18 protein-coding genes are annotated in these 19,778 nt (G+C 66.2%); 13 read left to right on the top strand and 5 right to left on the bottom strand.

Annotated elements, in window-relative coordinates; translation table 11 throughout:
* Window positions 1-2 precede the first annotated feature (2 nt).
* A complete protein-coding gene (locus RUGAMON1_RS08820; RefSeq protein WP_445230150.1) occupies window positions 3-776 on the top strand; it encodes a transporter substrate-binding domain-containing protein in 774 nt (257 codons plus the stop codon).
* On the opposite strand, the gene RUGAMON1_RS08815 is transcribed toward RUGAMON1_RS08820, so the two are convergent.
* A complete protein-coding gene (locus tag RUGAMON1_RS08815) occupies window positions 773-1,246 on the bottom strand; it encodes a VOC family protein (RefSeq protein ID WP_445230149.1) in 474 nt (157 codons plus the stop codon). The two genes, RUGAMON1_RS08820 and RUGAMON1_RS08815, sit on opposite strands and share 4 nt — an antisense overlap.
* Before the next feature lie 181 nt (window positions 1,247-1,427).
* On the opposite strand from RUGAMON1_RS08815, the gene RUGAMON1_RS08810 reads away from it, so the two are divergent.
* Both RUGAMON1_RS08810 and RUGAMON1_RS08805 read left to right on the top strand, forming a co-directional pair.
* Complete coding sequence (locus tag RUGAMON1_RS08810; RefSeq protein WP_445230148.1) at window positions 1,428-2,117, top strand: hypothetical protein; 690 nt, start codon at window positions 1,428-1,430, stop codon at window positions 2,115-2,117.
* Between the two features lie 13 nt (window positions 2,118-2,130).
* Window positions 2,131-2,451, top strand: a complete 321-nt coding sequence (locus RUGAMON1_RS08805) for a hypothetical protein (protein ID WP_445230147.1) — start codon at window positions 2,131-2,133, stop codon at window positions 2,449-2,451.
* On the opposite strand, the gene RUGAMON1_RS08800 is transcribed toward RUGAMON1_RS08805, so the two are convergent.
* From RUGAMON1_RS08800 to RUGAMON1_RS08790, 3 genes are all read right to left on the bottom strand, one after another.
* Window positions 2,444-5,734 carry an AfsR/SARP family transcriptional regulator gene (locus RUGAMON1_RS08800; protein WP_445230146.1) on the bottom strand — a complete coding sequence of 1,097 codons (3,291 nt, stop codon included), beginning with the start codon at window positions 5,732-5,734 and terminating at the stop codon, window positions 2,444-2,446. The two genes, RUGAMON1_RS08805 and RUGAMON1_RS08800, sit on opposite strands and share 8 nt — an antisense overlap.
* Window positions 5,735-5,891: 157 nt before the next feature.
* Window positions 5,892-9,032, bottom strand: a complete 3,141-nt coding sequence (locus RUGAMON1_RS08795) for a carboxypeptidase-like regulatory domain-containing protein (RefSeq protein WP_445230145.1) — start codon at window positions 9,030-9,032, stop codon at window positions 5,892-5,894.
* 104 nt (window positions 9,033-9,136) lie between these two features.
* On the bottom strand, window positions 9,137-10,573 hold the full coding sequence (locus RUGAMON1_RS08790) for a cryptochrome/photolyase family protein (RefSeq protein ID WP_445230144.1): 1,437 nt from the start codon (window positions 10,571-10,573) through the stop codon (window positions 9,137-9,139).
* A gap of 133 nt (window positions 10,574-10,706) precedes the next feature.
* Between RUGAMON1_RS08790 and RUGAMON1_RS08785 the strand changes: the two genes are divergently transcribed.
* Genes RUGAMON1_RS08785 through RUGAMON1_RS08760 form a run of 6 tightly spaced genes read left to right on the top strand, consistent with a single transcriptional unit; the run spans window position 10,707 to window position 15,298 of the window.
* Window positions 10,707-11,357 (top strand): YqgE/AlgH family protein, encoded by a 651-nt coding sequence (locus RUGAMON1_RS08785; protein WP_445230143.1) that lies wholly within the window; start codon window positions 10,707-10,709, stop codon window positions 11,355-11,357.
* Window positions 11,358-11,744, top strand: coding sequence for a Holliday junction resolvase RuvX (gene ruvX / locus RUGAMON1_RS08780; protein ID WP_116991599.1), 387 nt, complete (start codon window positions 11,358-11,360; stop codon window positions 11,742-11,744). It abuts the gene before it with no gap.
* A 5-nt stretch (window positions 11,745-11,749) separates the two neighbouring features.
* Window positions 11,750-12,259 carry a bifunctional pyr operon transcriptional regulator/uracil phosphoribosyltransferase PyrR gene (pyrR, locus tag RUGAMON1_RS08775; protein ID WP_445230142.1) on the top strand — a complete coding sequence of 170 codons (510 nt, stop codon included), beginning with the start codon at window positions 11,750-11,752 and terminating at the stop codon, window positions 12,257-12,259.
* 4 nt (window positions 12,260-12,263) lie between these two features.
* The gene (locus RUGAMON1_RS08770; protein WP_008452016.1) at window positions 12,264-13,229 is read left to right on the top strand and encodes an aspartate carbamoyltransferase catalytic subunit; all 966 of its coding nucleotides are present in this window, start codon (window positions 12,264-12,266) and stop codon (window positions 13,227-13,229) included.
* An 8-nt stretch (window positions 13,230-13,237) separates the two neighbouring features.
* A complete protein-coding gene (locus tag RUGAMON1_RS08765) occupies window positions 13,238-14,539 on the top strand; it encodes a dihydroorotase (protein ID WP_445230141.1) in 1,302 nt (433 codons plus the stop codon).
* Window positions 14,540-14,548: 9 nt separating this feature from the next.
* Window positions 14,549-15,298, top strand: a complete 750-nt coding sequence (locus RUGAMON1_RS08760) for a lysophospholipid acyltransferase family protein (protein ID WP_445230140.1) — start codon at window positions 14,549-14,551, stop codon at window positions 15,296-15,298.
* Between the two features lie 78 nt (window positions 15,299-15,376).
* Here the strand turns inward: RUGAMON1_RS08760 and RUGAMON1_RS08755 are convergent, their stop codons facing one another.
* Window positions 15,377-16,225 (bottom strand): symmetrical bis(5'-nucleosyl)-tetraphosphatase, encoded by an 849-nt coding sequence (locus tag RUGAMON1_RS08755; RefSeq protein ID WP_445230139.1) that lies wholly within the window; start codon window positions 16,223-16,225, stop codon window positions 15,377-15,379.
* 141 nt (window positions 16,226-16,366) lie between these two features.
* Between RUGAMON1_RS08755 and rfbB the strand changes: the two genes are divergently transcribed.
* From rfbB to rfbD, 4 genes are read left to right on the top strand one after another with little or no spacing between them, the layout of a single operon-like run.
* Complete coding sequence (gene rfbB / locus RUGAMON1_RS08750; RefSeq protein WP_445230138.1) at window positions 16,367-17,440, top strand: dTDP-glucose 4,6-dehydratase; 1,074 nt, start codon at window positions 16,367-16,369, stop codon at window positions 17,438-17,440.
* The gene (gene rfbA / locus RUGAMON1_RS08745; protein WP_445230137.1) at window positions 17,437-18,333 is read left to right on the top strand and encodes a glucose-1-phosphate thymidylyltransferase RfbA; all 897 of its coding nucleotides are present in this window, start codon (window positions 17,437-17,439) and stop codon (window positions 18,331-18,333) included. Before rfbB ends, rfbA begins: the two co-directional genes overlap by 4 nt.
* Window positions 18,330-18,884: a dTDP-4-dehydrorhamnose 3,5-epimerase gene (rfbC, locus tag RUGAMON1_RS08740; RefSeq protein WP_445230136.1), complete on the top strand. Its 555-nt coding sequence runs from the start codon at window positions 18,330-18,332 to the stop codon at window positions 18,882-18,884. The genes rfbA and rfbC overlap by 4 nt, the downstream gene beginning before the upstream one ends.
* The gene (rfbD, locus tag RUGAMON1_RS08735) at window positions 18,881-19,738 is read left to right on the top strand and encodes a dTDP-4-dehydrorhamnose reductase (protein WP_445230135.1); all 858 of its coding nucleotides are present in this window, start codon (window positions 18,881-18,883) and stop codon (window positions 19,736-19,738) included. Before rfbC ends, rfbD begins: the two co-directional genes overlap by 4 nt.
* Window positions 19,739-19,778: the final 40 nt, after the last annotated feature.

The following is a 19,778-nucleotide window of genomic DNA, read 5'->3' as shown; positions in this document are numbered from 1 at the left end:
GCATGAAGATTGCACTGGCTGTTGTACTGTCGCTGCTGGGTTGTTCGCAGGGTCTGGCGCTGGCGCAGCCGGCCGAGGTAATCAAGGCGTGGACCTATTACTCGGCGCCGCCGTTCATGACCGACGCCGAAACCAGTGCCGGGCTGGATCAGGATTTGGTGGCATACCTGAATCAGAAGCTGGCAGGGAAATATGAAATCCGTCTCATGTTTCTGCCGCGCGCCCGCTTGGGCTCCATGCTCGATAACGGCGACAAGGGCATGGTCCTGTTTGCGCCGTCCGTCATCTTTGGCGGTCCGGCAGGAGGGAAGTACCTGTGGACGTCAGCCTTGTTCGATGACCGGCAGGACCTGGTGTCGCGCACCTCGCTGCCATTCGAATATGGCGGTCCGGCCTCGCTGAAAAACCTTCGATTCGGCGCCATGCTTGGCCATGCCTATCCGGCGCTGGCCGAAGACATGGACCGGGGAAAGATACGCGCGCACCGCAACAACAACGAGGGTGCGCTGCTGCGCATGCTGTTGATGGACCGTCTCGATGTGATTACGCTGGCCGATTCATCCGTCCGCTATCTGGTCAAGAAGGACATCCACGTCGACGGTAAAATCCACGTCTCCACACAAAACCTGGGAAGCTACACACGCCACCTGATGTTCCAGCAAGGCATGGACAGGGAGCGCAACGATATCGAAGAAGTCGTGCTCAAGATGGACGCCGATCCCGCCTGGCGTGCGATCCTGAGGACGTACGGATTGGAAGTCCCAAGAAAACGCTAGCCGCGCACCGCCGCTTCGATCTTGGCGACGTCGATCTTGCGCATCTCCATCATCGCCGCGAACGCGCGCTTGGCCACGTCGCCGCCCTTGGCCATGGCATCGGTCAGCACGCGCGGCGTGATCTGCCACGACAGGCCCCATTTATCCTTGCACCAGCCGCAGGCGCTTTCCTTGCCGCCGTTGTTGACGATGGCGTTCCAATAGCGGTCGGTCTCGGCCTGGTCGTCGGTGGCGATCTGGAAGGAGAACGCTTCGCTGTGCGTGAACGCTTTCCCGCCATTGAGGCCGATGCACGGGATGCCGCACACGGTGAACTCGACTGTCAAAACGCTATCCGCCTTCCCACCCGGGAAATCGGACGGCGCGCGATGCACCGCGCCGACTGTGCTGTCGGGGAAAGTGCGGGCGTAGAAGTGTGCGGCTTCTTCCGCGTCATGGTCATACCACAGGCAGAGCGTGTTCTTGTTCATCGTCATCCTCCTTTTAATGGTTGGCCGACATAGTCTACCTCCGCTTTCTGACGGGGCGGCGCGAGCTTGCCGTTTGGCTAGCCGGCATTTGCAAGTCATTTGTGGGGCGGACAAGATTAACGTTCTTCCAGCGGTCACCGATATTCCATCGGCGGCGCTTTATCTACAGGAAGAAAGCATCATGTCAGTCACCAGCACATACTCATTCATACAAGGGTTCTTCAACGGCGTCTTTGTCGGCCAGAACGCCGTGAGCGCAGCGGATCAACTGTTCACCGAATCGCCTCCCGGCAGCGGCGTGTTCGTCGTCCACCGTCCCAACGGCGAGAACGTGGTCGATCTCGGCAAGCTGATTAACACCAACGCCAACGTCGGCATGGTCGCCAAGCAGTTGATCGGCGCCGGCGCCTCGCTCACCAGCGGCCTGCGCGTGCAGGGCACGCCGTGGATCAGCGTCCCTTACTTTATCCAGTCGCCGGCCGCGCACAAGCCTTTCGACATGCTAGCCAAGGTCAATTTCGATTTCCATATCGAGACGCCGTGGTTCTGCAGCGATATCGACGGCACCATCTCGGTGTTCCTGTTCGTCTTCCTCGACAGCCAGAAGCACCTGCACGTGACGGTCGACGGCACCTGGTTCTCGTTCGAAGGCGGCTCGCCGTTCTGCGCCGGCCCCGCTTCCGACGCGTTGAAGGCCGCCATGCCGGCGGTGCGCAAGGAGGTGCAGAACCTGCTGCCGCAACTGACGGCGGCGATCGCCAACGTCAAGTTCTCCAAGATTTACTTCTTGCCCGGCGATGGTAAAAAAGCCGCTGGCGCCTTCGTACAAAACGCCAGCAGCGATGCGTCGCTCGGCCTGCTCTTAGCTTAAAAGGAAAATGAAAATGGATAAGGATCAAAAACTGGTCAACGACATCTGCGCGCTGCTGCGTGAAGCCGGCTTTGCCGGCCTGACCGTGCACAGCGACGAACACGGCACGCTGCTCAACGCCACCCGCGATCACGGCGGCGTGGTGCTGCGCCTGTCGCCGGACATGCAGAAAGTCACGCGCCGCACCGAAGCCGGCGCGGCCGAAGCGCATAACGTGCGGCTGGATGTGCACGAGGTGCCGGCGATGGAGGGCGTGGAGCAGCAGATGCGCGCCAATCCCGAACTGGCCAAGGCCATGGGCATCCCTGCCCAGCACCTGAAGTACATCATGTAGTTCGCGTCGGTCCGGCCTTGCCCGCAAAGTGGGCGGGGCCGGATTGCGCGGCGCCGGCCAGCAGCTGCTGCGCCAGCGCTTCGATTTCCGGCGCCACCGGCGCGCCCAGCGCGCTCAATGCCATGCGTTGATAGCGGCGGTAGACCGACAGTCCCGCTTCGAATGCCGCGTTGTCCAGATGGATGCGCATCAGGTCCACGCTCAGCGCCTTGCAGTACTGGTCGGCCTCCAGCGCCCGCTCCAGCAATTGCGTGGCGGCGGCCGTATTGCCGGCACGGGCCAGCTGGCGTCCGGCGTCGCCCAGCGCGCGCGCCAGTTTGCCGCGCCATAGTTCGCGCCGCGCCAGCAGCCACGGCGCGCTTTCCCCGACCAGCAATTCTCCCCGATACAGCGACAGTACCTGCGCGGCCGTTGCCAGCAGCGCGGCTTCGTGCGATGCCGGGGCGGCGTCGCCGGCGGCGGCCCATTCCTGCGTCAGCGCTTGCAGGCGTGGTAGCAGCCGTTCCAGCGCCGCGGTATCGCTCCAGCACTGCTGCGGCGCCAGTGACAGCGTGCCCTGTTCCAGGACGATGCAGCCCGCGCCCACCGTCGCCCGCAAACGGGACAGCGTGGTCTCCAGTGCGTGGCGCGCGGTGTCGCCGTCGGCGTCCGGCCATAGCAGCTCGGCGGCGCGCTCCAGCGATATGCTGGATGGCGCGTGGGCCGCGATCAGCTTCAGGATGTCGAGCTGACGGTGCTTGGATTTGCCTTGCGAGCGCAATGGCTCGCCGGCGATGCGCAGTTCGAAGCCGCCGAAGCTGCGCACCTGCACCGGCCACGGCCAGTTGTCGCCGGCGTCTTCCGGCGGCGCCAGGCGCCAGGCGCGCACCAGCATATTGGCCGCGCCGGGGATGATGCCGGCCGCCAGCGCGTGCGCGCACAGCGGTTGCAGGATGTGCGGCGTGGCGAAGGTCAGGTAGCCGCCGCCCTGCGAGGCGATGTGGTTCAGCGCGCGGCGCAGTTTGTCCTGCGCCAGCAGCAGCTGCGCCGGGTGCGCGCGTTGCAGTTGCGGCAGTGCTTGGGCGTTGCCGTCGGCGCCGGTGATGAACAGCCACGCCTCGAGCAGGTCGGCCCAGGTTGCCGCCAGCGGTGAGCTGTAGTCGCGGGCATGCTGGCGCAGCACGACGGTTTCTGTGGCGCAGCGCTCGCGGTCCAGCAAGGTGTAGGCGACGCAGCTGGCCGCCTGCGCGTAGATTTCGTAAGGCACGCTGCCGAAGCGCAGCGCCGCTTCATGCGCCAGGCGGGCATGCGCCAGCGCGCCGTGGCCGTCGCCGCGGCAGCTGGCCAGCCAGGTCTGGGTCAGCTGGAGATGGGCCACCAGGTTGTGATGCTGCGGCGGCGTTTGCGCCGCCACGTCGGCGGTGGCGGCGGCGGCCTTGTCGAGTTCTCCGCGCAGCAGACAGGCGGCCGCGTACAGCAGCAAGTAGTGCGCGTCCATGATGCGGATGCCGCTGCTTTCCGAACTGGCGCGACAGGCGGCGAAGACGGCGTCGACGCGGCCATGGTCCATGGCGGCCAGCGCATCGTACAGCTGCACCAGGTGCGACAGGTAGCGCGCGTACGGCGGCAGCGCGGCCGCTTCCGGCAGCGCGTCCAGCAGCACGCGCACCGAACGCACGGCGGCATAGCGGCCGGACTGGTAGTAGTGCTGGCCCAGCATCGCGCCCAGCCGCACTTTCAGCGTGGGATCGGCCGGCTGGCGCAGCACGTCCAGCGCGCGCCGCTCCCACAGGTCGATGTCCTGGTGGCCGGGATCGGTCATGAACAAGCCGCTCCACATGCTGTGCGTCAGGTGGGCTTTCAGGCCGGGGTCCGGCAACTGGTCGTAGTCTTCCGACGGGTCCACGTGCTGTTGCAGGAAGGCGCGCAGCGGTTGTTCGGCGGCGCCGTCGAAAAAGTAGGAGCTGATGATGGCGCTCAGCGCCAGGAAGCGGTGCATCGGCCGGTTCTGTTGCGTGAACGCTTGCAGCGCCTTGAGCAGCGCGGCGCGGGCGCGCGCGGTGTCGCTCATGAACACGGCCAGGCCCAGCCAGTAGTAGTGCCACGGGCTGCGCTGGGCTTCGGGCAGGGCGTCGATCCAGCGCGCCAGCGTGGTGTGGCGGGCGCTGGCCAGCATCGCTTCGGCGCGCGATTCGATCAGGCCGGCCGCGCGTTCGGGCATGCCGAATTCCAGTGCCAGCTTGATGGCGGTGTCGCCGCTGCCGTCGGCCAGCAGGGTGTCGACGCAGCCGGCGATCCATGCGCGGCGCTGCGCGTCGTCGATGCGGGTGGCGGCCCATTTGCGCAGGAAGCCCTGGAACAGCGGATGCAGCGCGTACTGGCGGCCGGGGTATTCGTAGATCAGCGCTCCCTGCGCCGCCAGGCGGGCCACGATGTCGGCCGCGTGCGGCGCGCCGGACAAGGCCGCCGCCCAGGCGCCGCTGAAGTGCGGCAGCCAGCACACCGCCAGCAGCGTGGCGCGTTCCTCGTCGCTGTAGGCGTTGAACACTTCCTCGGCCAGGTAGCCCACCATCGCTTCCGACAGCACGTCCTCGGCGGCCAGCGCGGCGCCGGGGCGGCGCTTGAGCCACGAGGCCACCAGCGCGATGCCGGCGGCCCAGCCGCGCGTGAAGTTGTAGACGCTGTCGGCCACGCTGTCGGCGTGGACGATGCCCAGCACGTTGAGCAGGATTTCGGTTTCGTCGCGGCTGAAGGCCAGCGCCGCGCCGTCCAGTTCATGCATGTCGCCGTGCGCCAGCAGGCGCGCGCAGGCGGCCGGTGGCAGCGCGCGGCTCAGCACCACGACCTTGCTGGCCGGCGGCAGTTCGGTGGCCAGCGTTTCGAGGAACTGGCGGAAGAAGGGCGCGTCCTGGCAGCGGTGGGCGTCGTCCAGCACGATGCAGCTGGCCGGCGCCAGCGCCGCGCCCAGCGCGCGCACGTACAGCCGCAAGTAGCCGTGCAGCGCCGGCAGGTGTTCGCGCAGCAGCGGCGGCGGTTGCCAGCCCGGCGCCACGCCGCCGTTGGCGATCGCCTGTTCGAAGTAGAGCAGGAAGCTGGCCGGGTCGATGTCCGCCTCGTCCAGTCGCAGCCACGCAACGGTGGGGCCGGCGGCCTGGCAGAATTCCAGCCCCAGGCTGGTCTTGCCGGAACCGGCCGGCGCGGCGATCCAGGTCAGCGTGGCGGGGGTGTCGAGCATGGCCTGCACGGCGCTGTGGCGGCCGATCAGACGGGCGACGGGACGGGAGGTCTTGGCAAGTGAAGCCATGATGGCGGTTCCTGGAAGCGGACTGCGCGGGAACCACTAGTTTAATTCTGATTGTGAAAAGAACAAATCTTTTATTTCGACAACTTTCGTGTTGCTACCCCGGAGAGGCTGGGGTCTGACCCGTACGGGTCAGACCCCTTCGGGCCGCAGTGCGGGGTCAGACCGGATCGACCTTGTTGCTCAGCGTGAAGTGCGCCTCGGCGTAGTTGTCGCCGTCGACGAACATCCACCAGGTGCCGCTCTTGTTCGGCCCGATGGTGAACGGCGCCAGGTGGCCCTCCTGGTAGTTGTCGCCGTCGGCATAGCCTTCGCCGTAGCAGCGCAGCGTGGCCTTGACCTGGATAACGTCGTTGGCCAGCAGGTCCAGCGTCAGGATCAGGCGGCCCATCGCATCGTCGGCCACCTGGTCGAACACCTTGACCACGTGGGTGGTGGACGAGGGACTGAGCTCGGCGAGGTTGTAGAAATCGCCGACGCTGTGCGGATAGGCCGCGGCGGCGAATTCATAGTCGGTGGTCGCCATCCAGCCATCGATGGTCAGGCGGCGGAACAGGTGCGAGGGCTGCTTCAGGTCCACCGTCACGCTGGCCGTCTGGTTCGCCGCCACCGTCACCGATGCCTCGCCGTGCAGCGCCTGTTTGTCGGCGGTGACCAGCACACTGCCCACCGGCACGCCGGTCAGCGTGAAGCTGCCGTCGGCCGCGGTGTGGGTGAACTGGTTCTGCGAGATCTGCACGCTGACGCCGGCCGCCGGCTTGCCTTCGAAATGCACCACGCCGTGCAGCGCGCCGGTCTGCGCCACTTTTTTCCATTTGTAGATGGTCACTTCCTCGAAACGCGCCGGCCGGTAGATCAGCGGTTCGCAGTAGCCGTACAGCGGCGCGTCGAAGAAGCACAGGTTGGCGGGGCTGACGGCGTTGGCGTCGCCGGTCTGGCGCCAGGCGTCGGAGTCCTTGGAGCCGTTGTCGACCCAGTCGGAGGCGAAGGCGTTGAGCATCTGGTTGGCGGTATCGTCGGCGGCGTCGGTCAGCGCGTTGCCGAACCAGCCCGCGCTCTCCAGCACCATTTCGTGGATCTTCGAATACAGCACCTCGCCGGCGGCGATGCGCTCGTCGGACTGGTAGACGTACAGGCCGTCCGGCGTCGACGGCACGATTTGCGCGCCGGTGGCGAGGTCGCTCTGTTCCAGCATGCCGCCCTCCATCGGCACGCCGGACTGGCGGATCGACATCCACAGCAGCGACGAGCACACGGTGGGGAAGGTGTTGGCGGCCCACTTGGCGCTGGCCGGCGCCTTGTCGGTCAGGCCGAGGGCGGGATTGGTGTAGCAGAAGAAGCGGTAGTGGCTCTTGCCGGCCTGCTGGGCGGCGAAATCGGCGATGCCGTGCAGCGTCTGGCGGATCTCCAGCGTTTCCTTCAGCGGATCGGGCTTGACCACCATAGCCGGCACGATCTCCGGCGCCACGCCGCCCAGGTCCATCTTCGATTCGATGGTGGCGAAGCCGGCGATCGTGTGCTTGGTGCCGGTCTCGGGATCGATCATGTCCTCGCCGTCGACCGCGTGTTCGACGGTCTGCGTCACCACGCCCGGCCACATGTATTTGAGCACGTCGGGACGGGCGCCGTCGCCGTCGATGAATTCGATCAGGCGGTCTTCCGAGGCGGTGGAGTGGGTGATCTCGTCGTGGTTGCGGGTCATGATGCCGGAGTGCGAATAGCGCTGCGGCGGCGTCACGGTCTGCAGCACGGCGGAGATCAGGCTGCCGTTGCTGGGGTTGAGGATCAAGTCGCCCTTCTTGGCGTTCATGAAGCGCGGCCGCATCTGCATCCAGCGTTTTTCCTGGGTCGGCATGCAGAACATGCCGTCGGGGATGTGGTCCGGCAGGTTCCATGGATTGCATTCCTGGTCCTCGACCGGGAATGGCGGCGCCTCGTGCACGTCCATCGCGGTCAGCGCGTGCACCGGCTGCAGCGCGCTTGCCAGCGCGGCGGGCACGCGGCCCATCTCGACTTGCAGCGCCGACGAGGTGGCGGCCGGCAGCATGCCGTAGCTGCCCAGGCGCGCCACTTCATCCAGCGTGATCAAGCCGGGATTGGCGACCAGCTGGCGGCTGGCCAGGTCGGTCAGCAGGGTCTGCGCGTTGGCGTTGACCAGCAGCTTCTTGCTCATGTGCTGGGGCAGGTCGAAGTGGGCGCTGACGCGCACGGGCAGGCCGTTCGGCGCCGTGCCCTTGTAGTGCACGCTGAAGGCGACGGCCTGTTGCGGCAGCTGCGCTTTCGGGATCGCGACGTCGATGCGGGTGCTGGCCTGGGCCTTGAGCACGATGGCGCTGGCGACGGCGGGGCGCAGCTCGAATTCGCGCGGGCCGTCTTCATAGGCCAGCTCCAGCTGCATGCTGCTCAGCGTCAGGTTGTTCGCTTCGGGATTGCGCACCACGAAGCTGGCGCGGAAGCTGCCGTCGACGAACTGCGCGCTGAAGTCGCTGCTGTCCACCGGCGGCTGCAACACGCCGCGCTGGCGCGCCAGGAAGTAGGGATTGGCCACGCTGACGCTGCGCTGGATCACGCGCGGGGCGCCGCCCGGCTGCTGCACGGTCACCTGCACGTGGAATACCGTGTGCGGCCGGTTGGGGTTGAGCTGGGCGGCGAAATCGTGCTGCAGGGTGGGATGCGTGCTGCCCAGGGCGACCGCGCCCAGCTGCCAGTTGTAGACGGCGGCGGTGGCGCCGCCGCCGGCGTTGATGGCCAGGCGCGGTTGCGTGGTCGGCAGCAGGATCGGATGGCTGGCGGCGTCGCGCGCGGTGATGGTGTGCGCGCTCATCGCCGTTTTGCGGGGCACGATGGGGCCGACCGGCACGGCCGGCGTGGCTGGCGCGGATGGGTTGCGTGGCTTGATCTCGATGCGCGGACGCGGCGTGCCCTGGGTGCGGCGCTCGGGCGCGTTTTGCACCGTCAGTATCATCGCGGTCGGATTATGCGGCGCGCTGCGCACCGTCAGCATCGGCGGCTGCTTGCCGTCGGCGGGGGCGTTGATCTGGACTTCGGCCTTCAGCTTCTCGATGGCGCCGCGCTTGCCGGCGGTGACGTTGATGGTCTTTTTGCCGGCGCGGTTCCACACCAGGTACTGCCTGGAGCCGGGCACGCCGTTGATGCAGATGTTGCCGCTTTCGTTGTTATCGTAGGACTGGCCGTTCGGCGCCTTGACTTCGACGCAGACGCTGTCGCCGATGGCGGCCACGGCAGGCGTGCAGACGACGGAACCAAGCAGCGGGGTTGGGGCGGTTGGTACTTGCAACATGGGAACTCCTGTGGACAGTGGGAATGATGACGTCAGGCCTGTTTGCAGCAGTCCTGGTGTTCCCAGTGTCGTTTGGAGCGTCCCACAAATCGCTCACAAATGCGCTAGTCCGGTTTTTTCACCACCGCGTAGCGCTCCAGCGTGCGTTTGCGCGCCTCGTCGTGCATGACGATGGGATCGGGATAGTCCAGCGGCAGCATGCGCGGCACCAGCCACGGCGCGTGGATTTCCTTGTCGCTTAAATCCTTCAGCTGCGGCAGGTAGCGGCGGATGAACTTGCCCGTGCTGTCGAATTTTTCCGATTGCGTGATCGGATTGAAGATGCGGAAGTAGGGCTGGGCGTCGCAGCCCGACGACGACGCCCATTGCCAGCCGCCGTTGTTGGAGGCCAGGTCGAAGTCGTTCAGGTGCAGCGCGAAATATTCCTCGCCGCGCCGCCAGTCTATGCCCAGGTCCTTGATCAGGAAGCAGGCCGTCACCATGCGCAGGCGGTTGTGCATATAGCCGGTCTGGTTCAGCTGGGCCATGGCGGCGTCCACCAGCGGGTAGCCGGTGCGGCCGTCGCACCAGGCGGCGAACAGTTGGTCGGCTTGCGGGCCGGTTTCCCACTCGATGGCGTCGTAGGCCGGCTTGTAGGCGCCGCCCACCACGTGCGGGTTGTGGAACAGGATCATGGCGTAGAACTCGCGCCAGATCAATTCCGCCAGCCACACCGGCGCGCCTTCGCCACCGGCGCCGCGCGCCATCAGGTCGACCACGGTGCGCACCAGGTGCCGCACCGACAGCGTGCCGAAGCGGAAATGGATGGACAGATAGGACGGTCCCTTCACGGCCGGGTAGTCGCGTGCATCCTTGTAGCTGGCGATGCGCGGCAGGAAATCTTCCCACAGTTGCGCCGCGCCCGACATGCCGGTGGGGATCTTCATGTCGGCCAGGTTGCTGGGCTCGAAGCCGAGCTCGGCCAGCGTCGGCAGAGGCTGAGCCTGGCCGGGCGGCGGCGCCAGCCGCGCCGCATGCGGTTCGATGTGGTGGGGCGCCAGCACCGACGGGTCCGCCTCCAGCTTCTTCAGCCAGGCGTTCTTGTAGGGCGTAAACACCGAGAACACGCCGCCGGTCTGCGACAGCACTTCGCTCTTTTCAAAGATCACCTGGTCTTTGTAGCTGAAGAACCGGCGGCCGTCGGCATGGAGCGCCTGCGCCACGGCGGCGTCGCGCTCGATGGCTTGCGGTTCGTAGTCGTGGTTGCAGTACACGGCGTCCACGCCCAGTTCGGCGGCCAGGGCCGGGATGGCGGCGGCCGGATCGGCGTGACGCACGATCAGGTGGCCGCCCAGCTGTTGCAGTTCGGCCGCCACTTCGGCGATGCTGGCGTGGATGAAGTCGACCCGCCGGTCGCGGCGCGGCAAGCCGGCCAGGATGGTGGTGTCGTAGACAAAAACGCAATACACGCGCTCGCTGTCTTGCAGGGCCTGGTGCAGGGCGACATGGTCGAAAACGCGCAAATCGCGGCGCAGCCAGACCAGGGAGGAATTCAGTTTCATTGGGGCTGTGTCAATCGGGTGGGGGAACTCAATCATGGCCGCATCCGCAATTCAGTGTAAACTATCGTTTAGACAGAGTTGCTAGCCGCGCGAATACTACAGTAATTGTCAGCAGCACAGAAAGAACACGCATATGAAGAAAAGCAAAATCGGCAAAACTCTCCATGTACCCGGCCTGTTGCAGGAAGCCGGCGATCCGTTGGAATCCGCTGGAAGCGGTATGGCGGCGACGCTGAACCTGGCAAATCATTTCCTGATTGCAATGCCTTCCATGCAGGATCCGGTCTTTGGCGGCACCGTCGTGTACGTGTGCGAGCACAATGAAAACGGCGTGCTGGGCGTGGTCATCAACAAACCCACCGACATGACGATGGAGGTGCTGTTCGAGCGCATCGACCTCAAGCTGGAGTCCGGCGTCGACGTCGACGCCCCGATCATGTTCGGCGGCCCGGTCCAGGACGACCGCGGCTTCGTGCTGCACACGCCGGGCCAGCGCTATTCGTCGTCGCTGACGGTGACCGAGGACGTCGCCTTCACCACCTCGATCGACGTGCTCGAGGCCGTGGCCGCCGGCGACGGTCCGCCGCGCATGCTGGTGTCGATCGGCTATTCGGGCTGGAGCCCGGGGCAGCTGGAAGACGAGATCAGCCGCAACGGCTGGCTGACCGTGGGCGCCGATCCGGAGATCCTGTTCAACCTGCCTATTGAAGAGCGCTACACGGCCGCGATGCGCCTGCTGGGCATCGATCCGCTGATGCTGGCCTCCGAGGCGGGTCACGCTTAAATGACGATAGAGACCATCTTCGCTTTCGATTTCGGCGTCAAACGCATCGGTGTGGCCATGGGCAATACGATGATCCGCCAGGCCGAGCCGGTCAAGGTGATCAGCGCCATCGACAACGCCACCCGCTTTGCCGACATCCAGGCGCTGCTGGACGAGTGGAAACCGGCGCGGCTGGTGGTCGGCCTGCCCATGCATCCCGACGGCGCCGAGCACGAGATGACCGCGCGCGCGCGCAAGTTCGCCAACCAGTTGCACGGCCGCTTCAGCCTGCCGGTGGAGCTGGTCGACGAGCGCTATTCCTCGGCCGTGATTTCCGCCAAGCGCGGCGAAGTCATCGACGACCGCGCCGCCGCCATCATCCTGCAACAATATTTCGACACCCACTAACTCCCATGTCCACACTGAACCCCAACCAACTCGACGCCGAAGCGCTGTACGCGACCCTGCTGGCCGACGTCAAAGCCGGCCTGGCCGGCGTGGCCGATGTCGCCATCGTCGGCATCCACTCCGGCGGCGCCTGGATCGCCGAACGCCTGGCGGCCGACCTCGGCCTGTCCGCCCGCTGCGGCGTACTGGACGTGTCCTTCTACCGCGACGATTACGCCAAGAAGGGCTTGCCGGCCGACGTCAAGCCTACTCATATCAGTTTCGACGTGGCGGCTGCCAACATCCTGCTGGTGGACGACGTGCTGTACACCGGCCGCACCACCCGCGCCGCGATCAACGAGCTGTTCGACTACGGCCGCCCGGCGCGCATCATGCTGGCCGCGCTGGTCGACCGCGGCGAGCGCCAGCTGCCGGTGGCGGCCGATTTCGTTGCCGCCCACGTGCAGGTGCCGCAAGGGCAGGCGCTGGTGCTGTCGCGCGCCGACGATGGACAATTCACGCTAACCATAAAATAAGACCATGCTTAATCCGCAACTGAACAAACACGGCGAGCTCCAGCACTTGCTGTCGATCGAGGGACTGCCGAAGTCCATCGTCAACCACATCCTGGATACCGCCTCGTCGTTCGTCGGCATCTCCGACCGCGACGTCAAGAAGGTCCCGCTGATGCGCGGCAAGTCGGTGTTCAACCTGTTCTTCGAGAACTCCACGCGCACCCGCACCACCTTCGAGATCGCCTCGAAGCGCCTGTCGGCCGACGTGATCAACCTGAACATCCAGGCCTCGTCCGCCAGCAAGGGCGAATCGCTGCTCGACACCATCGACAACCTGTCGGCCATGCACGCCGACATGTTCGTGGTGCGCCACGCGCAGTCGGGCGCGCCCTACCTGATCGCCAAGCACCTGCACGACACCAAACAGTCGCACGTGCACGTGGTCAACGCCGGCGACGGCCGCCACGCGCACCCGACGCAAGGCTTGCTGGACATGTACACCATCCGTCACTACAAGAAGGACTTCACCAACCTGACGGTGGCCATCGTCGGCGACATCCTGCACAGCCGCGTGGCCCGTTCCGACATCCACGCGCTGACCACCTTGGGCGTGCCGGAAGTGCGCGCCATCGGCCCGCACACGCTGCTGCCGGGCGGCCTGGAGCAGATGGGCGTGCGCACCTTCACCAATATGGAAGAGGGCTTGAAGGGCGTCGACGTGATCATCATGCTGCGCCTGCAGAACGAGCGCATGAGCGGCGCGCTGCTGCCGTCGGCGCAGGAATACTTCAAGAGCTACGGCCTGACGCCGGAACGCCTGGCGCTGGCCAAGCCGGACGCGATCGTCATGCACCCGGGACCGATGAACCGCGGCGTCGAGATCGACTCGGCGGTGGCGGACGGCCCGCAGGCGGTGATACTGCCGCAGGTAACTTTCGGGATCGCAGTACGGATGGCGGTAATGAGCATAGTGGCGGGGACGCAGGGATGAGCGCAGGCATGAAACTACACATTAAAAACGGCCACCTGATCGATCCGGCCAACGGCATCGACAGCAAGAACGACCTCTACATCGCCGACGGCAAAGTGCTGGCGGTGGGCGCGGCTCCCACTGGCTTCACCGCCGACCGGACCATCGACGCCAGCGGCCTGATCGTCTCGCCCGGCTTCGTCGACCTGTCGGCGCGCCTGCGCGAACCGGGCTACGAATACAAGGCCACGCTGGAATCGGAAATGCAGGCCGCCATGCAAGGCGGCGTGACCAGCCTGATCTGCCCGCCCGACACCGATCCGGTGCTCGACGAGCCGGGCCTGGTCGAGATGCTCAAGCACCGCGCCAAGACGCTGAACCAGGCCAATGTGCACCCGCTGGGCGCGCTGACCGTCGGCCTCAAGGGCAAGGCGCTGACCGAGATGGCCGAGCTGACCGAAGCGGGCTGCATCGGCTTCGCGCAGGCGGAAGAGCCGATCGAGGACACCAATGTGCTGCTGCGCGCCATGCAGTACGCCAAGACCTTCAACTACACCGTGTGGCTGCGTCCGCAGGATGCGCACATCGGCCGCGGCGGCATCGCGGCCAGCGGCCCGCTGGCTTCGCGCCTGGGCTTGTCCGGCGTGCCGGTGATGTCGGAAACCATCGCGCTGCACACGATTTTTGAACTGATGCGTTCCACCGGCGCCCGCGTGCACCTGTGCCGCATGTCGTCGGCGGCCGGCCTGGAGCTGGTGCGCAGCGCCAAGAAGGAAGGCTTGCCCGTCACCTGCGACGTCGGCGCCCACCACATCCACCTGACCGACGCCGACATCGGCTTCTTCGATTCGAACGCGCGCGTGACGCCGCCGTTCCGCAGCCAGCGCGACCGCGACGCCATCCGCCTCGGCCTGCTGGACGGCACGGTCGACGCGCTGTGCTCGGACCACACGCCGGTCGACGACGACGAGAAACTGCTGCCGTTCGGCGAAGCCTCGCCCGGCGCCACCGGGCTGGAACTGCTGCTGTCGCTGGCGCTGAAATGGGCCGACGACTACGCCGCCACCCAGGACACCGGGTCGGTGCGGCCGCTGGCGCGCGCGCTGGCGCGCATCACCTCCGACGCGGCCCGCGTGGCCGGGCTGGACGCCGGCACCCTGTCGGTCGGCGCTTCGGCCGACGTCTGCCTGTTCGATCCTGAGGCGCGCTGGACCGTGGAAGCATCGGCGCTGGCCAGCCAGGGCAAGCACACGCCCTTCATCGGCTACAACCTGGCCGGGCAGGTCCGCACCACCATCGTGGCAGGTCACGTCGCCTACCAACGCAGCTGATCGGTTTGCATGAAGCTGACGATGATCTTCCGCCTGGTGCGGGTGTTTCTGCATGTGCTGGTCGGGATGACGATCTGTGCGACGGTGTTCCCCTGGATCGGGCAGGAAAAGCGTAACGGCCACATCCGCCGCTGGTCGACCCGGCTGCTGGCGATGTGCAATGTGACGGTGGAGCAGAGCGCCGGCGTGCCCCTGCTGGAGCGGGCGATGGTGGTGGCCAACCACGTGTCGTGGCTGGACATCTTCGTCATCCACAGCCTGCATCCGAGCCATTTCGTGGCCAAGGCCGAGATCCGTTCGTGGCCGCTGGCCGGCTGGCTGGCGGAGAAGGCCGGCACGGTGTTCATCGCGCGCGGCAACCGGCGCGACTTGCGGCACATCTTCAAGGGACTGGTGCACAGCCTGGAGCGCGGCGAGCGCGTGGCCTTCTTCCCGGAAGGGACCACGGCGGCGCAGGGCAGCCTGCTGCCCTTCCACGCCAATCTGTTCGAGGCGGCGATCGACGCCAAGGTGCCGGTGCAGGCGATCGCCTTGTCCTACCGCGAGCCGTCGGGCGCTTCGCATCCGTCGGTGGATTTCATCGGTGAGACCACCTTCGCCGAGAGCATCATGCTGATCCTGGATGGGCCGCCGGTGAAGGCGCGCTTGACGATCTTGCCGGCGATCGACAGCATCGGCGCGCACCGGCGCGAGCTGGCCGAGGCCACGCACCAGGCCGTCGCCGCCGCGCTGGGCGTGACGGCAACCCCACACGGCTAGGCGGGGTCTGACCCCGTACGGGGGCATCTCGCACTGCGAGATGCGGGCGCAGCCCTCCCCAGACCCCAGGCTCGCGGGTTATTTCTTGCCGCCGTGTTGCTGGAACTCCGGGCACTGCACTTGCAGCAGGCTGCGGTCTTCCAGGCACACGGCGCTCAGCTGGCCGCCCCACACGCAGCCGCTGTCGAGCCCGATCAAATGCGGCTTCAGCACCAGCCCCAGCGCCGACCAGTGGCCGAACACCACCGTCTCCTTGCGGCTGCGCCGGCCCGGCACCTCGAACCACGGCATCAGGCCCGAGCCCGGCTCGGCCGTGCCGCTTTCCTTCATCTTGAAATCCATCACGCCGTCGGCATCGCAGAAGCGCAGCCGCGTCATCGCGTTGATGATGCAGCGCAGCCGGTCCGCGCCCTGCAGCTCGTCGCTCCACTGGTCGGGCAGGTTGCCGTACATCTCGGCCAGGAATTCCTCCATGCCGGCGCCGCGCAGCATCTGCTGCACTTCGCCGGCCAAGGCCATCGCCTGCGCCGCCGTCCATTGCGGCAGCAGGCCGGCGTGCACCAGCACATGGCCCTGGGTGTGGATGGCCAGCGGACGGCGCCGCAGCCAATCGATCAGCTCGTCCCTGTCGGGCGCGTGCAGGATCTCGGCCAGCGTATCGGACTTGTGCTCCGGCCGGATGCCGTAGGCCACCGCCAGCAAGTGCAGGTCGTGATTGCCGAGCACGCTATCGATGCGGCCGCCGCTGCCCATCGCCAGCGCGCGCACATGGCGCAGCGTGGCCAGCGAATCCGGGCCGCGATTGATCAGGTCGCCAGCAAACAGGATGACGGGCTCGTCCTCACCGGCATGTTCGCGGACGCGCTCCAGCAGCAACAAGGTCTGCTCGTGGCAGCCCTGCAAATCCCCGATTACATAGGTTTTCATATGGATGCTCTGTGGTTCGTTGCTTTGGAATCTGAAATACCCTGAAATCAGAGCGCGAGGTGTCGATTTTTGCCCGGTAGCAGGGCAGTTTCACATAAAATCATGCTTGCGACTACTTTGACTCTTGCAGCGGGATACTAAATGATTTTTGTGACGGGTGGTGCGGGTTTCATCGGCTCGAATTTTGTACTCGACTGGCTGGCTCAGTCGGACGAGCCTGTTATCAACTACGATAAGCTGACCTACGCAGGCAATCTGAACAATCTGGCGTCGCTGAAGCAGGACGCGCGCCACACCTTCGTGCGCGGCGATATCTGCGACCAGGCGCAAGTGCTGGCCTTGTTCCAGCAGCACAAGCCGCGCGCGGTGGTGCACTTCGCCGCCGAGAGCCATGTGGACCGCTCCATCCTCGGACCGGGCGAGTTCATCAACACCAACATCAACGGCACCTTCAGCCTGCTCGAGGCGGCGCGCGCCTACTGGTCGGCGCTGCCGGACGACGAGAAGGCCGCCTTCCGCTTCCTGCACGTGTCCACCGACGAAGTCTATGGCACGCTGGGCCCGGACGATGCGCCGTTCAGCGAAACCACCGCGTTCGCGCCGAACAGCCCGTACTCGGCGTCGAAGGCCGCCTCCGACCATCTGGTGCGCTCCTACCACCACACCTACGGCCTGCCGACGGTGACCACCAACTGCTCCAACAACTACGGGCCGTATCACTTCCCGGAAAAACTGATCCCGCTGATCATCGCCAACGCGCAGGCCGGCAAGCCGCTGCCGATCTACGGCGACGGCCAGCAGGTGCGCGACTGGCTGTACGTCAGCGACCACTGCGCGGCGATCCGCCGCGTGCTGGCGGCGGGGCGCCTGGGCGAGACCTACAACGTCGGCGGCTGGAACGAGATGGCCAACCTGGACGTGGTGCACACGCTGTGCGACATGCTCGACCGCCTCAAACCGAAAGCGGACGGCGCCAGCTACCGCGCGCAAATCACCTACGTCAAGGACCGCCCCGGCCACGACCGCCGCTACGCCATCGACGCCCGCAAGCTGGAGCGCGAGCTGGGATGGAAACCGGCCGAGACCTTCGAGACCGGCATCGCCAAGACCGTGCAGTGGTACCTGGACCACCAGGCCTGGGTGGCCGACGTGCAGTCGGGCAGCTACGCCAAGTGGGTGGAAACCAATTACTTTAACCGCGAAGGCCAGCAATGAGCATACCTAACCGCAAAGGCATCATCCTGGCGGGCGGCTCCGGCACCCGCCTGTATCCGGTGACGATGAGCGTCTCCAAGCAGCTGCTGCCGATCTACGACAAGCCGATGATCTACCATCCGCTGACGGTGCTGATGTTGGCCGGCATGACCGAGATCCTGCTGATCTCGACGCCGCAGGACACGCCGCGCTTCCAGGACTTGCTGGGCGACGGCAGCCAGTGGGGCATCAGCATCAGCTACGCGGTCCAGCCTTCGCCGGACGGCCTGGCGCAAGCCTTCATCATCGGCAGGGAATTCGTCGGCGACTCGCCGTCCGCGCTGATCCTGGGCGATAACATCTACTACGGCAACGACCTCGACGCCTTGCTGCGCCACGCCACCGAGCAGACCGACGGCGCCACCGTGTTCGCCTACCACGTGCAGGATCCGGAACGCTATGGCGTGGTCGAGTTCGACGCCGACCGCAGCGCCGTGTCGATCGAGGAAAAGCCGCTCAAGCCGAAATCGAACTACGCCGTCACCGGCCTGTATTTCTACGACAAGCAGGTGTGCGACATCGCCGCCAGCATCAAGCCGTCCGCGCGCGGCGAGCTGGAAATTACCGACGTCAACCGCATCTACCTGGAAAAGCAGCAGCTCAACGTCGAGGTGATGGGGCGCGGCATGGCCTGGCTGGACACCGGCACCCACGAGTCGCTGCTCGATGCGTCGCAATTCATCGCCACCATCGAAAAACGCCAGGGCCTGAAAGTGGCTTGCCCGGAAGAGATCGCCTACCGCAAGGGCTATATCGACGCCGCCCAGCTGCGCAAGCTGGCCGAGCCGCTGAAGAAAAACAACTACGGCCAGTACCTGTTGCAGATCCTCGAAGACAAGGTCGTGCCACGATGAATGTCATCACGACGCCACTGGAAGGCTTGCTGGTGCTGGAGCCGCGCGTGTTCGGCGACGACCGCGGCTTCTTCTACGAGAGTTTCAACGCCCGCCGTTTCGCCGAGCTGACCGGCGTCACCTTGCCCTTCGTGCAGGACAACCATTCGCGCTCGGCCAAGGGCGTGCTGCGCGGCCTGCACTACCAGATCCAGCAGGCGCAGGGCAAGCTGGTGCGCGCCACCGCCGGCAGCGTGTTCGACGTCGCCGTGGACCTGCGCAAGAGCTCGGCCACCTTCGGCCAGTGGTACGGCATCGAACTGTCGGCCGAGAACAAGAAGCAGCTGTGGATACCGCCCGGCTTCGCGCACGGCTTCGTGGTCACCAGCGACGCCGCCGAGTTCCTCTACAAGACCACCGACTACTGGGCGCCCGAGCACGAGCGCTCGGTGCTGTGGAACGACCCGGCCATCGGCATCGCGTGGCCGGCGCTGGATGGGGCGGGGGCGCCGCTGCTGTCCGGCAAGGACCAGGCCGCCGTGCTGCTGGCCGACGCCGAGGTGTTCGCATGAAAATCCTGCTGACCGGCAGTAGCGGCCAGGTGGGGTATGAACTGGAGCGCAGCCTGCAAGGCATAGGCGAGGTGGTGGCGGTGGACCGCGGCGTGATGGACCTGTCCGACCTGGACCAGGTGCGCGACGTGATCCGCCGCGAAAAGCCGGGGCTGATCGTCAACCCGGCCGCCTACACGGCGGTCGACAAGGCCGAGAGCGAGCCGGAACTGGCGCACCGCGTCAACGCCGAAGCGCCGGGCCTGATGGCGCAGGAAGCCAAACTGCTGGGCGCGGCCATGGTGCACTACTCGACCGACTACGTGTTCGACGGCAGCGCGCCGTCGGCGCGGGTGGAGGACGACGCCACCGGCCCGCTCAACGTCTACGGCGCCAGCAAGCTGGCCGGCGAGCGAGCCATCGCCGCGGCCGGCATACCGCACCTGATCTTCCGCACCAGCTGGGTGTACGGCATGCGCGGCAAGAACTTCCTGTTGACCATGCTGCGCCTGGCCAAGGAACGCGACGAGCTGCGCGTGGTGGCCGACCAGCACGGGGCGCCGACCTGGAGCCGCACCATCGCCGACACCAGCGCGCTGGTGCTGTCGCAAGCCCACGCGGGCGGGCGCGAATGGTGGGTGCAGAACAGCGGCGTGTATCACCTGAGCGCGCAGGGCCAGACCACCTGGTTCGAGTTCACCCAGGCCATCGTCGAGGCGGCGGGGCTGGAGTGCCGCGTGCTGCCGATCACCAGCGCCGAGTATCCGGTGCCGGCCAAACGCCCGCAGTACTCGGTGCTGTCGTCCGAGCGCCTGATGGCGCGCTTCTGCCACTTGCCGGACTGGAAAGAAGCCTTGCACCTGTGCATGCGCTGAGCGGTCTGGCGAGTTGTATCGTTTGGTAAGCGTTTTCACC

It is taken from the genome of Duganella rhizosphaerae (assembly GCF_040364205.1).
Lineage (GTDB): Bacteria > Pseudomonadota > Gammaproteobacteria > Burkholderiales > Burkholderiaceae_D > Rugamonas > Rugamonas rhizosphaerae.
This window is presented reverse-complemented; position numbering and strand designations above follow the sequence as displayed.

Bases quoted from the DNA above. Each gene is read 5' to 3' on its own strand.
- RUGAMON1_RS08765 (WP_445230141.1), top strand. From the start codon at position 13,238: ATGAAACTACACATTAAAAACGGCCACCTGATCGATCCGGCCAACGGC.
- rfbC (WP_445230136.1), top strand. From the start codon at position 18,330: ATGAATGTCATCACGACGCCACTGGAAGGCTTGCTGGTGCTGGAGCCG.
- RUGAMON1_RS08805 (WP_445230147.1), top strand. From the start codon at position 2,131: ATGGATAAGGATCAAAAACTGGTCAACGACATCTGCGCGCTGCTGCGT.
- RUGAMON1_RS08810 (WP_445230148.1), top strand. From the start codon at position 1,428: ATGTCAGTCACCAGCACATACTCATTCATACAAGGGTTCTTCAACGGC.
- ruvX (WP_116991599.1), top strand. From the start codon at position 11,358: ATGACGATAGAGACCATCTTCGCTTTCGATTTCGGCGTCAAACGCATC.
- rfbD (WP_445230135.1), top strand. From the start codon at position 18,881: ATGAAAATCCTGCTGACCGGCAGTAGCGGCCAGGTGGGGTATGAACTG.
- RUGAMON1_RS08790 (WP_445230144.1), bottom strand. From the start codon at position 10,573: ATGAAACTGAATTCCTCCCTGGTCTGGCTGCGCCGCGATTTGCGCGTT.
- RUGAMON1_RS08815 (WP_445230149.1), bottom strand. From the start codon at position 1,246: ATGAACAAGAACACGCTCTGCCTGTGGTATGACCATGACGCGGAAGAA.
- RUGAMON1_RS08795 (WP_445230145.1), bottom strand. From the start codon at position 9,032: ATGTTGCAAGTACCAACCGCCCCAACCCCGCTGCTTGGTTCCGTCGTC.
- pyrR (WP_445230142.1), top strand. From the start codon at position 11,750: ATGTCCACACTGAACCCCAACCAACTCGACGCCGAAGCGCTGTACGCG.
- RUGAMON1_RS08800 (WP_445230146.1), bottom strand. From the start codon at position 5,734: ATGGCTTCACTTGCCAAGACCTCCCGTCCCGTCGCCCGTCTGATCGGC.
- RUGAMON1_RS08755 (WP_445230139.1), bottom strand. From the start codon at position 16,225: ATGAAAACCTATGTAATCGGGGATTTGCAGGGCTGCCACGAGCAGACC.
- rfbA (WP_445230137.1), top strand. From the start codon at position 17,437: ATGAGCATACCTAACCGCAAAGGCATCATCCTGGCGGGCGGCTCCGGC.
- RUGAMON1_RS08770 (WP_008452016.1), top strand. From the start codon at position 12,264: ATGCTTAATCCGCAACTGAACAAACACGGCGAGCTCCAGCACTTGCTG.
- RUGAMON1_RS08785 (WP_445230143.1), top strand. From the start codon at position 10,707: ATGAAGAAAAGCAAAATCGGCAAAACTCTCCATGTACCCGGCCTGTTG.
- rfbB (WP_445230138.1), top strand. From the start codon at position 16,367: ATGATTTTTGTGACGGGTGGTGCGGGTTTCATCGGCTCGAATTTTGTA.
- RUGAMON1_RS08760 (WP_445230140.1), top strand. From the start codon at position 14,549: ATGAAGCTGACGATGATCTTCCGCCTGGTGCGGGTGTTTCTGCATGTG.
- RUGAMON1_RS08820 (WP_445230150.1), top strand. From the start codon at position 3: ATGAAGATTGCACTGGCTGTTGTACTGTCGCTGCTGGGTTGTTCGCAG.